This window comes from Limnohabitans sp. 63ED37-2, from assembly GCF_001412535.1.
In the GTDB taxonomy this organism is placed as follows: Bacteria; Pseudomonadota; Gammaproteobacteria; order Burkholderiales; family Burkholderiaceae_C; genus Limnohabitans_A.
The window spans coordinates 412,110-426,564 of record NZ_CP011774.1; the positions used below are offsets into that span (position 1 = coordinate 412,110).

General features: G+C 48.5%; 11 protein-coding genes. 9 read left to right on the plus strand and 2 right to left on the minus strand.

The genetic code is table 11. The features are described 5' to 3' along the window. Positions 1–36: 36 nt before the first annotated feature. From L63ED372_RS01950 to L63ED372_RS01965, 4 genes are all read left to right on the plus strand, one after another. On the plus strand, positions 37–783 hold the full coding sequence (locus L63ED372_RS01950) for a hypothetical protein (protein WP_062402556.1): 747 nt from the start codon (positions 37–39) through the stop codon (positions 781–783). A gap of 402 nt (positions 784–1,185) precedes the next feature. Further along, complete coding sequence (locus L63ED372_RS01955) at positions 1,186–3,903, plus strand: SNF2-related protein (RefSeq protein WP_231624534.1); 2,718 nt, start codon at positions 1,186–1,188, stop codon at positions 3,901–3,903. Continuing rightward, on the plus strand, positions 3,904–5,574 hold the full coding sequence (locus L63ED372_RS01960) for a site-specific DNA-methyltransferase (RefSeq protein ID WP_062402560.1): 1,671 nt from the start codon (positions 3,904–3,906) through the stop codon (positions 5,572–5,574). It begins immediately after the preceding gene. Positions 5,575–5,585: 11 nt separating this feature from the next. Further along, a complete protein-coding gene (locus tag L63ED372_RS01965; RefSeq protein WP_062402563.1) occupies positions 5,586–8,345 on the plus strand; it encodes a DEAD/DEAH box helicase in 2,760 nt (919 codons plus the stop codon). 265 nt (positions 8,346–8,610) lie between these two features. On the opposite strand, the gene L63ED372_RS01970 is transcribed toward L63ED372_RS01965, so the two are convergent. Beyond that, entirely contained in the window at positions 8,611–9,039 is a 429-nt protein-coding gene (locus L63ED372_RS01970) for a hypothetical protein (RefSeq protein ID WP_062402565.1), read from the minus strand. Positions 9,040–9,176: 137 nt separating this feature from the next. On the opposite strand from L63ED372_RS01970, the gene L63ED372_RS01975 reads away from it, so the two are divergent. The 3 genes from L63ED372_RS01975 (at position 9,177) to L63ED372_RS01980 (ending at position 11,441) form a co-directional block, all read left to right on the plus strand. Continuing rightward, positions 9,177–9,722, plus strand: a complete 546-nt coding sequence (locus L63ED372_RS01975) for an alpha/beta hydrolase (protein WP_062402568.1) — start codon at positions 9,177–9,179, stop codon at positions 9,720–9,722. Between the two features lie 10 nt (positions 9,723–9,732). Beyond that, positions 9,733–9,981 (plus strand): hypothetical protein, encoded by a 249-nt coding sequence (locus tag L63ED372_RS16325; RefSeq protein WP_156343533.1) that lies wholly within the window; start codon positions 9,733–9,735, stop codon positions 9,979–9,981. 266 nt (positions 9,982–10,247) lie between these two features. Beyond that, the gene (locus L63ED372_RS01980) at positions 10,248–11,441 is read left to right on the plus strand and encodes a serine hydrolase domain-containing protein (RefSeq protein WP_062402571.1); all 1,194 of its coding nucleotides are present in this window, start codon (positions 10,248–10,250) and stop codon (positions 11,439–11,441) included. A gap of 131 nt (positions 11,442–11,572) precedes the next feature. Here the strand turns inward: L63ED372_RS01980 and L63ED372_RS01985 are convergent, their stop codons facing one another. Continuing rightward, positions 11,573–12,598: a P1 family peptidase gene (locus tag L63ED372_RS01985; protein ID WP_062407527.1), complete on the minus strand. Its 1,026-nt coding sequence runs from the start codon at positions 12,596–12,598 to the stop codon at positions 11,573–11,575. Between the two features lie 56 nt (positions 12,599–12,654). Between L63ED372_RS01985 and L63ED372_RS01990 the strand changes: the two genes are divergently transcribed. Next, entirely contained in the window at positions 12,655–13,620 is a 966-nt protein-coding gene (locus L63ED372_RS01990; RefSeq protein WP_062402574.1) for an ABC transporter permease, read from the plus strand. Next, positions 13,610–14,455 (plus strand): ABC transporter permease, encoded by an 846-nt coding sequence (locus L63ED372_RS01995; RefSeq protein ID WP_062402576.1) that lies wholly within the window; start codon positions 13,610–13,612, stop codon positions 14,453–14,455. Before L63ED372_RS01990 ends, L63ED372_RS01995 begins: the two co-directional genes overlap by 11 nt.

Sequence of the window (14,455 nt, forward strand, 5' to 3'; positions counted from 1 at the left end):
ATCTATTCGTTGCAAATTACTTGATATGATGTTTGGATGCGTAATCACTTCTTTGCCATCCATCCACTGATAGGCACCAAGACCAAGCCAGCCGCAGAGCACTTACAACAGCGAAGTCCTTATTACTGGTGGTGGGCTTACCTAAAGCGCAATCAAGACTATTTGGCGTGTTGTGCGCAAGGAGGGCGTGGTTCTCTTGAGGGCCTTTACGCAGATTTTGGAGATGTGCGTAACGAAGACTTCCGCACCTGGTGGGGCGCTCCATCAGATAAAGGGGTGTATCTATTTGCTGAGCAACCACTCAACCTCTCTGTGCAGAGGATTGATCCGCTTCAGGTGCCTTTGCCTCTGGTTCGTGATGGCGTTTTGTTTGTAGCCGTGAACATGGAGCTTGGAAAAAGAAGACTTCAGCAAAAGTTCGCTCAATTACTTGCACTGTCGCATGAGGGCAAGAGAGGGCGTAGGTCCTTGAAAACTGCAAGCAGTAGCGCACGTTATCCACTTCATCGAAATTTCACGGCACACAACTTGAAAGTGATGCTGGGTGTGTATGACGCAGTTGAACAAAACAACTCCATGCCAAAGACAGATCGCCTAACGCTTTGGCAAATTGGCGAGAGCCTGAAGCTGGTGCCAACAGCAATGCCACACAAATGGGACAACGCATACGACACAAGGAAAAAGCACGCAACGATGACCATGACTGTAAGTCGTTACTACAAGGAGGCAAGTGCGATCATTGCCAATACATCAAAAGGGCAGTTCCCAAACAGTGAGGGCTGACCGTTCAGCGTGGTTGCGCTAGGCCGTCATATTTAAAGGCGTTTCTCTGTTAGAGTGGATACACATTGGAGACACTGGAGTAGGCATGAAAGACGCGGGAATGCGAATACGGGTAGAGCAGGAGCTTAGAGATGCTTTTGTAGCTGCATGTCAAAAACTGGATGTCCCTGCTGCGCAAGTGTTGCGACAGCATATGAAGGCTGTGGTTGAAAAGGTGGGTAAAGGTGAAGCCAAGACTCAACCCAAAACCAAGTAGACTTAATGCGCCCATACTCACAACACCAATCCAAGTTGTTTGCTACTCAGCTAACGTTGAGGCAACCAGCCAATAGCATTGACAAGCTAAGTCATGCAATCGCCTCTGCTCGTGTTGACCTGAATCCGCATCAAGTTGATGCGGCTTTGTTTGCAGTTCGTAGCCCATTAAGTAAAGGCGTAATTCTTGCTGACGAGGTTGGATTGGGTAAGACGATTGAAGCGGGCATCGTGATCAGCCAAAAGTGGGCTGAACGCAAACGCAAGCTGCTCATCATTGCGCCTGCAACGCTCCGTAAGCAGTGGCAGCAGGAGCTAATGGATAAATTCAACATCCCAAGCACCATTCTTGAGAACGGAATTTACAAGCAGTTGAAGAAAGAGAGCAAGTTGCTGAGTGGACACAGTCTACTTATTTGCTCATACAACTTCGCAGCAGCTAAAGCGGACGTACTTGAAGATGTGGCTTGGGACTTGGTTGTAGTTGATGAAGCTCACAGGTTGCGTAACGTGTACAAGGTTGGCAACAAGATGGCATCTGCGATTGCAGGTGTTCTTGCAGATGTGCCTAAGTTACTTCTAACTGCCACACCGTTACAAAATAGTTTGCTTGAACTTTATGGTTTAGTAAGCATCATTGACCCGCATGTGTTTGGCGACATCACATCTTTTAAAGAGCAATATGTACGTGGTGTTAACGAAAACCTGCGTAACGCAAGACTGAAAGAGCGCATTAAGCCGTTCTGCCAGCGCACTCTGCGCAAGCAAGTTCTCGAGTACATCAAGTTCACTCAGCGTGTTGCCATGACAGAGGAGTTTGTGCCAAGTGATGATGAGCACAGACTATATGAGCAAGTATCTGCGTACCTTCAACGTGAAAATCTAAATGCCTTGCCTCGTAGCCAGCGCACATTGATGACGCTTGTTCTTCGTAAGTTGCTAGCATCAAGTAGCTACGCGATCGCCGCAACACTTCAAAAGCTAGTTGAGAGACTTGAGCATACGCAAGCACGTCAGAGCGTCCTGGAGTTGTTGGATGGGGAGATTGAAGGTCTTGAAGAACTAACTGAGGAAATAGGTGCTGACGCTGTAGAAGAAGCTAGTGGAAAGCTGACTGCGGAAGAGTTGCAAGACTTGCGACTTGAGCTAGCTGAGCTAAGAGACTACGCCAAACTTGCAAGTGGTATTCGTGAAAACGCCAAGGGCGCAGCATTACAAAAAGTGCTGGCAACAGCGTTTGAGAAGCTACAAGGAATTGGTGCGGCAAAGAAGGCCGTAATCTTTACAGAGTCAACTCGTACGCAACGCTACTTGGCTGAACTACTTTCGCAATCTGGTTTTGAGAACGAGATTTGCATGATGAACGGGACAAACACTGACCCGCAATCAAAAGCAATTTACGCTGAATGGGCAAAGAAACACGCAGGCAGCGACAAGTTATCTGGTTCAAAAACAGCAGACATGAAGGCTGCAATTGTTGAGCACTTTAGAGATACAGCCACGATCTTGATTGCTACAGAAAGTGCAGCGGAAGGCGTGAACTTGCAGTTTTGCTCGCTTGTAGTTAACTTTGACTTACCTTGGAATCCCCAGCGAGTTGAGCAGCGCATTGGACGTTGCCATCGTTACGGACAGAAATTTGATGTTGTAGTTGTCAATTTCTTAAACAAGCGTAATGCTGCTGATCAGCGTGTGTATCAATTACTCGCAGAAAAGTTCAAGTTGTTTGACGGTGTGTTTGGCGCAAGTGATGAAGTCCTTGGCGTTATTGAAAACGGCGTGGACATTGAAAAACGAATTGCAGGCGTTTATCAAACATGTCGCACAGCAGATGAAATTCAACATGCGTTTGATGAAATCCAGCAGGAGTTAGATGAGCAAATCAAAGCAGCACTTGAAACTACACGTTTGAAGCTACTTGAGAACTTTGACGAAGAAGTGAATGCACGCTTGAAAGTCAGTCACGATCAAACAAAAGCGATACTCAACAAGCGAAGCAGCTTGTTGCTTATGCTTGCAAAGACTGAGTTGGCAGACATTGCGGAGTTTGAAGCTAGTGGCACTGTGTTTGATTTGAGCAGCAGTCCTGCCAACAGTAATGCAGCAGTTGGGACGTATAACTTTGATTGGCGAGCAGCTGACAGCAAGGATCAGCACTTTTTTGCTGAGACAAGCCCACTCGCCAGCTGGATTGTGAGCAATGCGCTTGGTCGTGACTTGGACAGCAGCGTTACGCTTGAACTTGATTACAACGCCTACCCATTCAAAGTCAGTGCACTAGAGCCTTACATTGGAAAGAGTGGTTGGGTCGCTGCTGAGAAAATAACTGTGAGTAGCGTTGAAGATGAAGACTTCTTGGCAATAACGGCTATTACAGACTCTGGTGAAGTGCTTGATCCTGAATTGGCTGAAAGATTGATGGCAATACATTGCTCTACGGTTACTGCAAGCCAAAGCCCAATGCCTATGGTGCAGCTTGAAAAAGCAATCGCTAAGCAGCGTGATGCAGTAGCAAGGCAGCTAGACGAACGCAATGCTGTTTACTTTGACGAAGAGACGGGCAAATTGGATAGTTGGGCTGATGATTTGAAGTTTGGACTTGAGACGGAAATTAAGCAGCTAGATAAAGACATTAAGGAAGCAAAAAAGGCAGCTTCTGTTTCAATGTCCCTTGCTTCAAAACTAGAACATCAAAAACGATTACGTGAGCTTGAGCAGAGCAGGAATGCTAAGCGCAGGAGCTTGTACGAAGCGCAAGACAGTATTGATGAACAACGTGATACGTTGATTAAAAAAGTTGAAAAACAATTGCAATGCACAGTAAACAAAACGAAGCTATTTTTTGTGCAATGGAGCTTGAAATAAATGACAAAAAAACAAAAACTAGAGTTAACTTGGATTGGCAAGGATGACGTTGCTAAATTAGAGCCGCGCATACTAATTGAAGATGCTGAATTTTCATATCATGCGCCAAAGCGACATACTGATGCAGACTTGTTTGATAACAAGCTGATTTTTGGCGATAACCTGCTTGCGCTCAAGGCACTTGAGGAAGATTATGCAGGCAATATAAGGTGTATTTTTATCGATCCACCGTACAACACTGGATCAGCATTTGAACAATTTGGTTATGACGACGGTTTAGAGCATTCGATATGGCTGTCATTAATGCGAGATCGCTTGAAGATATTAAAAAATTTAATGCGGAGCGACGGTAGCATTTGGATATCTATTGACGATAACGAGGCGCACTATTTAAAAGTTATTTGTGATGAAATTTTTGGGCGAAACAATTTTGTTTCAAATATTGTTTGGCAAAAGCGAATACAACCTGACATGCGAGCAACAATTGGTGCAGGTCATGATCATATTTTGGTTTACGCAAGGGAAATTAGTGTTTTTAAAAGTAAGTTAAAAATGCTGCCCACAACAAATGAGCAACTTTCCCGCTATAAGAATCCAGATAATGATCCTCGCGGAGCTTGGGTTTCAGCTGACTTTATGGCAAAGGGTTATAGACCTAACCAAATGTATGAAATCATTACACCTGCTGGAAAGATCTTGAAACCTCGTGCAGGCTCGTGTTGGCGAAATGTTGAGCCTGTTTATCAAAAATTAGTTACTGAAGGACGTATCTGGTTTGGTAAAGATGGTGATTCTGTACCAAGGAAAAAAACTTTCTTAAGTGAATCAGAAGGTATTGCAGCTTGGACTTGGTGGACAAATTCTGAGGTTGGACATAACCAAGAAGCCAAAAAGGAAGTGAATGCTTTATTTGGGGCTGAAAACGGATTTGAAACTCCTAAACCAGAAAGATTGTTATCGCGAATAATTCACCTTGCATCTGATCAGGGCGATATAGTCTTAGATTCTTTTGGGGGCTCAGGAACTACAGGGGCAGTTGCGCACAAGATGGGGCGGAAATGGATAATGATTGAGTTGGAAAATCATTGTTATACACACATCGTACCAAGACTGAAAAAGATAATTGATGGCGTTGATGACGGTGGTGTAACTGAAGACTTTGGTTGGAAAGGTGGTGGTGGATTTCGTTACTACAAACTCGCGCCTTCGCTTCTAGAAAAAGATAAATGGGGAAATTGGGTAATCAACAAAGACTACGACGCTAATCAACTTGCTGCTGCTGTTTGTAAGCACGAAGGGTTTACTTACAGTCCAAGCGAAAGTGACTGGTGGGCGCATGGCTTCAGCACTGAAACAGATTTCATTTACGTCACAACTCAAACTTTGACGGAAGAACAATTGATTGCGCTAAGTGAGGACGTTGGCAACGAACGGACGTTACTTGTTTGCTGTTCAGCTTATAAAGCTAGTGCGGCAATGCTGAATGACAAGCTATCAAACTTAACACTAAAGAAAATGCCACATGCACTGTTGTCAAAGTGTGAGTGGGGCAAAGACGACTACAGCTTGAATATATCTAAGCTGCCAGTAGCAACGCAAGATGACGAGCAGGAAGAAGTTCCTAAAAAGAAAGCAGCTAAAAAAGAAGCTGACTTGTTTGGCGAAGAATAAAGAGAGCAAACATGACAGCCTTCTACAGCCTTAACGAAAAATCCAAACGCAGCGTGAACGCAATCAGTTCACGTCTTAGTCTTCGCCAACCTCAGCGTGACAGCCTTGAAATCTTAGCGCACATACTTGAGATTAACCCGCCAGTTAAAGGTGGCGACTTAATTGCTGAGCTGGCAAACGTGCAGGAAGCGTATCCAAACGTTGCTAGCTTTGACCGTGAGTTTGTGTCACTGTGTTTCGCATTGGCTACAGGCGTTGGTAAGACACGGTTGATGGGTGCTTTTATGGCGTTGTTGTACACACAGTATGGGGTACGCAACTTCTTTGTGCTCGCGCCAAACCTAACCATTTATAACAAGCTGATTACTGACTTTTCTCCTGCATCACCCAAGTACGTATTAAACGGCTTACAAGAATTTGCCAACAATCCACCGCTTGTTATTACTGGCGACAACTATGACAGCGGCATTGACGTTGGCAGTGGCAGACTGAACCAAGATGAAGTAACCATCAACGTTTTTAACGTTGCCAAGATCAGCAGTGAAGTGCGTGGTGGCAAAGCGCCCCGTATCAAACGCCTAAGCGAATACATTGGCCAGAGCTATTTTGAGTACCTTGCTGGCTTGGATGATTTGGTAATGATCATGGATGAAAGCCATCGTTACCGTGCGAGTGCAGGCTTTAAGGCGATCAACGAACTAAAACCAATGCTTGGCTTGGAGCTGACTGCTACGCCTCAAATTGAAAGTGGTACGACTCCTGAGCGTTTCAAGAACGTCATTTATGACTATCCCCTTGCCAATGCTATTGCTGACGGGTTTGTTAAAGAGCCAGCCGTTGCTACACGAGAGGACTTTAATGCTGACAACTTTGGTGAAGAAGAACTTGAAGACTTAAAGATTCGTGATGGCGTAGTAGTGCACGAAGACACAAAAATTGAGTTGGCTACGTTTGCTCGCAACCACAATCTGCCAATTGTTAAACCGTTCATGCTCGTTGTAGCTAAAGACACGACACATGCTGACAACATCGTTGAGCGTATTAAGCGTGATGACTTTTTTGGCGGACGTTACAAAGATAAAGTCATTACTGTTCACTCAAACCAAAAAGGGACTGAGAGTGACGAAACCATTGCGCGGTTGCTCGCAGTGGAAGACCCTAATGAGCCAACAGAAATTGTTGTTCACGTAGACAAGCTTAAAGAGGGTTGGGACGTTCGCAACCTATACACGATCGTTCCACTCCGCGCTGCCAACTCTTCAACGCTTGTAGAGCAAAGCATTGGTCGCGGCTTGCGATTGCCATACGGAAAACGCATGGGTGTAGCAGCAGTTGATCGCTTAACTATTGTTGCGCACGATAAATTTGATGCCATCATTAACGAGGCTAACAAGCCCAATTCAATCATCCGTTCAGTCATTCGCATTGGCAAAGACATTAACTTGGTTGGGAAAAAGGCTGTAACTGTTACCAACACAGCAATTGAACAACTGATTGGTCGCCCCACTGTTCAGCCAATCCCATCACAACAATTTGAACTAGGAGTGCAGGGGAAGCCTGTACTTACAACCCGTGAAGAGCAAATGGTAGTGAACTTGATTGTTGAAGCCATCAAAGAAAATGAGCGCAGGGTTGTAGATGTGCCAAACCTTGAAGCGTTGATCAAACCTGACGTTCAAGAGCGCATCGCCAAGAAGGTTACTGAGGCTTACGAAACAACCTACCAGCCAGCACAGGCGGAGTTTGCTGAAACTAGTACAAAGCCAGACATTGCAGCAATCGTCAAAGACAGCTTGAAGCGTTATCTGGATTTGAACATTGGCATCCCACGTATCAGCGTGCGACCTAAGGGAACTGTTCGTACAGGTTTTAAGGACTTTGAGCTGGATACCAGCGCCATCAATCAACAACCTGTTGACCAAAATATCCTCATTCAACATTTGCGTACAAGTGACAGAGAACGAATTCACGCTGACTTGGCGTACGCAACAGAAGATCATTTTGAGAACTACATCGTTCGAAATTTAGTGGATTTTGATGACATTAGCTATGATGAGCACGCTGATATTTTGTACAAATTATCTGGTCAGGTCGTCGCGAGGCTTTGCAGTTACTTGAGTTCAGATGAAGAAGTGCTGAACGTAATTCAATTTAACCAACGTCAATTTGCTACCTACATCCATTCGCAAATGCAGGATCATTGGTGGCAAGAGGCTGATGATGGCTATGAGGTAGTTGTTAGCCGTGGCTACCAAACTTTTACTGACACTAGCTATTCAGCAGATGGCAACGAGAAGCTGCGCAATGTGCATGTGCCACTTGCTACAGGTGAGCGTGACAGGATCAGTGGGATGTTATTTGGTGGCTTCGAACGCTGCTCTTATCCTGTTCAAAAATTTAGCAGCGATAGTGAGCGTATTTTTGCAAGCATGCTGGAGAAGGATTTGGATGCTAAGAAGTGGTTCAAACCCACTCGTGACCAATTTTCAATCAGCTACCGTGACACAAGTGGTAGTACGGCAACCTATGAACCTGACTTCGTGGTTGAGACTGCTACGCACAAGTACATCGTTGAGCCTAAACAGGCTAGTTTGATGAACGACGCTAACGTACTAGCCAAGAAGGTGGCCGCAGTAACGTGGTGCCAAAACGCTACTGAACACGAACTTAAAAATGGTGGCAAAGCATGGGCTTACGTTCTTGTTCCTCACACTGCGATTCTTCCAAGTGCTACGTTAATTGGCTTGATACAGCAATTTGGAGGTGTTTAGTGCAAAAAAATATTCCAACATCAACTGAGAAAAAGACTTGCAGGAGTTGTGGATTACTAAAAGATGTTGCATCATTAAAGAAAGTCACTTCCCATTCAACTGGAAAGACGACGGTTTCTTGGCGTTGTCAGATTTGTATCGCTAAAAAATCTTTTGTTAATGGCAAGCCAGTTTTTAATATTAAGTAATTATTGGTTTTGATTTTATTGGTTTGTGTTGTTATTGAATTTATATAATTTTTTATCAATAATTAAAATGGTGGTTGCTATTTTTTATACTTTCTATTGTTGACGCCGCTTATAAGTTCGTAGATCAATTGATTTGAAAGTTTTGTGTTGTTCCCATCTTCAAACGGGACAACTTCAGCTAATCTTGTCCTTTTGTCGTAGTAAGCGAATATGCAAATTTCTTGATCAGGTCTGTGAGCGATACCCCATGGAGTGGTCTCATGTTCAGGAAATCTCTTTCCTTCCATGCAATCAATGTGTATGAATACTGCAAATGAGAGCACGTCTGTATCATCGTTCTGATTGGTTTTTTCGTTGAATCCATAGCCGTCAAACATAATTTTTACGCCAAACGGTTGATCGCCAGTTCTGTCACCTACATCAGGATTCTCGTATTTCATTGTTTCAACAAAGTCTGAAATCCAATGCTCAATGATGGATTCGTAGTTCGAAATTTTTTCGTTCATGATTAAGTTAATTTTGGTAGGAGTGCTTCTTTTCTTTAATGCACGTTTTACTTATCTGTGGTTGTCATGCTCAATCGCTCTCTGGTTTAATCTGCCAAAAGTTACCCTGAGTGAAGTTGCCGCTTAAACTGTCTTATATGAAAATTTACTACTTGACTGGCATGGGTGGGACCTTGGAATCTGGCTTGGGGCAAGGCCTTCTGTCTAGAGGCTTTGAGGTTTCAGGCAGGGAGTTGTCAGGAACTTTCAGAAAGTTGGACTTTGCGCAGCAAGTGGATCTTGTTGCGAGTGATCTACAAAGCAACTTTTGGCGCGAAGACGCTCACGTCATTGCAAACTCATTTGGTGCTTACCTATTCCTGCACGCACAGGCCCACATGGAGCCATACATTGGTAAAGTGATCTTGCTGTCGCCAATTGTTGGTGAGTTTTCCAACAAGGACACACGTATGAACTTCATCCCTCCACGTGCGGATAAACTTCAACAACTTGCAGAGGCGGGTAGTTTCCCAATCCCTAAGAATTGCCAAGTTCACGTTGGTTCAGAGGACTGGCAAAGCAATCCAGCAAACGTGGAAGCTTTTGGATCAATGTTGGGTATACCTGTGACGGTTGTTCTAAACGCTGGACATATGCTGCCAAAGGAGTATGTTGGTGACTTGTTGGATAAGTGGCTCAACTAAGGAGGTCGCTATGCCTGAAATAAAAATCAACGTTACTGTTGGCAATGAATATCAATCTATAAGTCTGACTGCTAGCGAATGGCAAGCAGTACAAGGCGGTGCTTTTTTGGTCAAGTCTGTGGAAGGTGTCTATGAAGGGCAATCCTTCACATATGAATGGCATTTCAATGATCCTCACTACTCTCAATCAACACTTGTTGTCACTTATGATGAAGGTGAAGGCTTCATAGGTTCCATCAGTGATGCTTGGGTAGATTGATGTTGGAAAAAAGTAATGGACGTAAATTTTTAGGAAATATTTTTTTAACTAAAAACGATACATTTCACTACACACTTTGCTACACACCTGATAAAAAACGTCGTAAGTTGATGATTTATAACGATATTTTATTTGTAAAACTTCTCATAATCCTTTGGTCCACGGTTCAAGTCCGTGACGCCCTACCATTTACATGCAGCCACCGTCCAGGCTGTCTTGCGTAGCGCTTTGTCTAACTGCCAATATCATTCAATCAAGAGGGTGAAATGGATAGACGTGATTTCATGGGTGGTGCACTGGCGCTCGCGTCTTCTTCTCTATCGGGTAACGCTTGGTCTGCAGACAAATGGGGCGCTGATCAAGGTTATCCAACGGGCTGGGGCGGACAGTTTTCCAGACTCCCTGAGTACCGCGTCGGCAATTATTCGGGCGGCTTCGAAAAAATGTTCCCGCATCACATCATTGAAAAGTCGACAAGACCGACTGCCTTTGATGTCAATCTGATAAAAGATTTCAAATACAAGTGGGGATTTTTCAACAAATCGCCAGATGAGTATCTCGACAGTTGGTCCACGACGGGTTTACTCATTTGTCGTGACTCGTCCATTTTTTATGAAAGCTACAGGCGCGGGCGTACAGCTCAGATGCGGCTGACCAGTTGGTCGATGGCAAAAAGTGTGACGTCTCTTTTGTTGGGAATTTGCCTGGATAAAAAACTAATTGAGAGTTATGACGATACCGCCGAGAAGTACTTGCCTGAGTTGAAAGGCACTTTGCACGGGGGTATCACGCTGAGAAACTTGAGCAATATGTCCAGTGGTGCGGATATCTTGCACGATAGGGACAACAGACAGATATATCCTGCAGCATTCACGTCAGGCTCTGCCAACATCGCACAAACAGTTGCCAATTGGGATCGGCGCAAAGAAGACCAGGGGCGCACTTACAACTACAACGAGCTGTGTCCATTGACCATAGGTATGGTCATTAGAAAAGTGACGGGTATGTCTATGGCAGCATTTGCTGAGCGCGTTTTATGGCAACCTATGGGCGCTGAGAACGCAGCAACCTGGACAACTGATTCGCAGAAGAATGAGTTTAATTGCATTGGCTTTGCAGCAACACTGCGGGATTGGGCTCGTTTGGGAACATTGGTGGCCAATCTTGGCAGGGTCGATAAAACCCAAGTGGTCAGTCAGGCGTGGATTCAGGAGTGCACAAGCTGGGGCGATAAAGATCAGCAAGTTCGAGTCGGTGTTGCATCTTCCAGATTTGGCTACAAGGCGCACATGTGGCACAACAAACCGGATGGCTCACGTCTTTATTTCAATGGACACCACGGCCAAAGAGTTGTCATTGATTTGCCCACAAGAACTGTGATGGTGCACACAGCGGTGGATCACGATGGGAATTGGCAGGCTGAGCTTTTTGAAATGTTTGAGGCGGCAACTAGAATTTGACTGATTCGTCACGCCACGAATTTTCATGGATGCGACTCTTAAGTTCATTCCAGATACCTGCTCCTGTATGCCCTCTACCATTCATTTGAATGGATTGGGTGCAGCCAAAACGCCAATCACGTCGAACGCCTTCAGGCCGTGTTTGTGAGATCGTCTGCGTTGGGGATACGTCCTGTTTGGGTTGTAACCCCCCTTGCCTGGCGAATCGCATCCACCGTGGCCATCGCTGTGGCCTCGGCCGCCATCACCGTGAGCAGCATCAAATCCACCTGACCGGCTTCGGTGCCGGTGGCCAGCGCAAACAGCGTGTCGCCGTCTAGCGTGGTGTGGGCCGGGCGGATGCTGCGGGCCAGGCCGTCGTGGGCACTCATGGCCAAGCGCTTGGCTTGGGCTTTGGTCAGGGTGGCGTTGGTGGCCACCACGCCAATGGTGGTGTTGGTGCCGGGCAGAGGACGGCTGCCGCGCTCGCCCGCCAGCAAGGCGCGATGGGTGTTCAGCAAGTCTTTTCCATCGACCGTGCGGGCTCCGGCCAGCACTTGGCCTGTGTTGGGGTCGATCACATCGCCTACCGCGTTGCATGCGACCAAGGCGCCCACCACCCAGGGCCCTACGCGCACGCTGGCGTTGCCGATGCCGCCTTTCATGCAGCGATCCAAGCCAAAGAGTTTGCCCACGCAGGCACCCGCGCCTGCGCCCACATTGCCTGCGGCGGGTGGGGTTGTGGTGGCCGCTTGGCAGGCGGCGTAGCCTGCCTCTGCGCCGGGCCGGGCTTGGGGGTCGTCACCCGCGCGCACCACGGGCAAGTCAAACAACACGGCCGCAGGCACGATGGGCACTCGGCCATAGCCGGTTTCAAAGCCGATGCCCTGCTCATCGAGCCAGCGCACCACGCCCGTGGCGGCGTCGAGGCCAAAGGCGCTGCCGCCGCTCAGCACCACGGCGTGCACTTTGTCGACCAAGTTGGCCGGGTCCAGCAAATCGGTCTCGCGGGTGCCGGGGGCTGCGCCACGCACATCCACCGCGCCTACAGCGCCTTGGGGGGACAAGACCACCGAGCAGCCCGTCAGCCGTTCGCTGAGCGTGAAGTGACCGACCAGCAGGCCGGGGACATCGACCACAGAGCCCAAAAGGGATTGGGGGGGGCTGTTTACAATCATTTGCGATGCCATTCAAAACCCTGTTCATCGTTGCTCACAGACCCCAAGGATAGCGCGTGCCCCTGTTTGTTTTGAGAAGGCTGCTGAGCTTTGTGCTGACCTTGTTGGCCACGTCGGTGGTGGTGTTTGCGGTGCTGGAAATCTTGCCAGGCAACGCGGCTGAGGTCATTTTGGGCGAAACGGCCACGCCCGAGTCGATCGCCGCGATGGAAGAAAAACTGGGCCTGAATCAATCCGCCGCTACCCGTTACCTGAACTGGATGGGTGGTTTGCTGCAGGGCCAGACGGGTTTGAGCATCTCTTACGACACCCCCACGGCGCAGCTGATGGCCGAGCGCATGCAAGTGTCGTTGCCGCTGGCCGTGATGGCCATGGGGCTCACGGTGGCGCTGGCTTTGGCGCTGGGCATTTATGCCGCTGCGCAGCAAAACAAAGCGGGTGATGTGGGTGTGATGACGCTCAGCCAACTGGGCTTGGCCCTGCCCAATTTCTGGCTGGCCATTCTTTTGATCTTGCTGTTCGCGGTGCACCTGGAGTGGGTGAGCGCGGGCGGCTTTCCGGGTTGGTCCGAGGACGATGGTGGCGGGGTGGGCGAGGGCATCAAGGCCTTGCTCTTGCCTGCTATGGCGCTGGCGGCGGTGCAAACGGCGATTTTGACGCGGGTGACCCGCTCGGCCGTGCTTGACACCTTGCGCGAGGATTTTGTGCGCACCGCCCGGGCCAAAGGCCTGTCACGCCGACAAGTGCTGTGGGGCCATGTGCTGCGCAACGCCATGATCCCGGTCCTCACGGTGATGGGCCTGCGGTTTGGCAACCTGATCACCAGCGCCATCGTGATTGAAAACGTGTTTGTGCTGCCCGGCATTGGGCGCTTGATTTTTCAGGCCATTGCCAACCGCGACCTGATCGTGGTGCGCGATGTGGTCATGCTGCTGTCGGCGTTGGTCATCTTGATCAACTTTTGCATCGACGTGCTGTATGCGTGGATCGATCCGCGATTGAAGGCAGGCCATGCGGGATAACAACACCTTTTGGCGACGGGCCTTGCGCCACCCCAGTTTTGTCGCGGGCGGCGCCATGGTGCTGCTGATGGTGCTGTGTGCGGTGCTGTCTTTGTTGTGGTCGCCTTACCCGGTGGGCGACATCGACATTCCCAACAAATTGGCTTCGCCCAGCGCTGCCCATTGGTTCGGCACCGACAGCTTGGGGCGCGACATCGGCTCATTGCTCTTGGTGGGCAGCCAAAACTCCTTGCTGGTGGGCTTTATTGCGGTGGGCATTGGCCTGGGGGTGGGTGTGCCTTTGGGCTTGCTGGCTTCAGCGCGGCGTGGTTGGGTGGAAGAGCTCATCATGCGGGCTTCGGACTTCACCTTCGCTTTTCCGGCCTTGTTGTCGGCCATCATGCTCACGGCCATTTACGGGCCGGGTTTGGTGGTGAGCATCGTGGCCATTGGCATTTTTAACATCCCGGTGTTTGCCCGCATTTCGCGCGGCGCGGCCAACTCCGTATGGGCGCGGGACTACACCTTGGCAGCCCGCGCCGCAGGCCAAGGTCCGCTGGCCATCACACTGGCGCATGTGCTGCCCAACATCGCCAGCGTGCTGATCGTGCAAGCCACCATCCAGTTCGCCATCGCCATCCTGGCCGAGGCGGCCTTGTCGTATCTGGGTCTGGGCACTCAGCCGCCGCAACCCAGCTGGGGCCGCATGCTCAACGAAGCGCAGTCGCAGATGTTTCAGGCCCCCATGTTGGCGGTGTACCCGGGCGCGGCCATTGCACTGGCGGTGTTGGGTTTGAACTTGCTGGGTGATGGTTTGCGCGATGTGCTCGACCCCCGGCTGGCGCGGCAAAGGTGA

What these genes read in the sequence shown, in the direction of transcription:
- L63ED372_RS01950 (WP_062402556.1), top strand. Translation starts at nt 37, where the DNA reads ATGCGTAATCACTTCTTTGCCATCCATCCACTGATAGGCACCAAGACC.
- L63ED372_RS01960 (WP_062402560.1), top strand. Translation starts at nt 3,904, where the DNA reads ATGACAAAAAAACAAAAACTAGAGTTAACTTGGATTGGCAAGGATGAC.
- L63ED372_RS01965 (WP_062402563.1), top strand. Translation starts at nt 5,586, where the DNA reads ATGACAGCCTTCTACAGCCTTAACGAAAAATCCAAACGCAGCGTGAAC.
- L63ED372_RS01970 (WP_062402565.1), bottom strand. Translation starts at nt 9,039, where the DNA reads ATGAACGAAAAAATTTCGAACTACGAATCCATCATTGAGCATTGGATT.
- L63ED372_RS01975 (WP_062402568.1), top strand. Translation starts at nt 9,177, where the DNA reads ATGAAAATTTACTACTTGACTGGCATGGGTGGGACCTTGGAATCTGGC.
- L63ED372_RS16325 (WP_156343533.1), top strand. Translation starts at nt 9,733, where the DNA reads ATGCCTGAAATAAAAATCAACGTTACTGTTGGCAATGAATATCAATCT.
- L63ED372_RS01980 (WP_062402571.1), top strand. Translation starts at nt 10,248, where the DNA reads ATGGATAGACGTGATTTCATGGGTGGTGCACTGGCGCTCGCGTCTTCT.
- L63ED372_RS01985 (WP_062407527.1), bottom strand. Translation starts at nt 12,598, where the DNA reads ATGATTGTAAACAGCCCCCCCCAATCCCTTTTGGGCTCTGTGGTCGAT.
- L63ED372_RS01995 (WP_062402576.1), top strand. Translation starts at nt 13,610, where the DNA reads ATGCGGGATAACAACACCTTTTGGCGACGGGCCTTGCGCCACCCCAGT.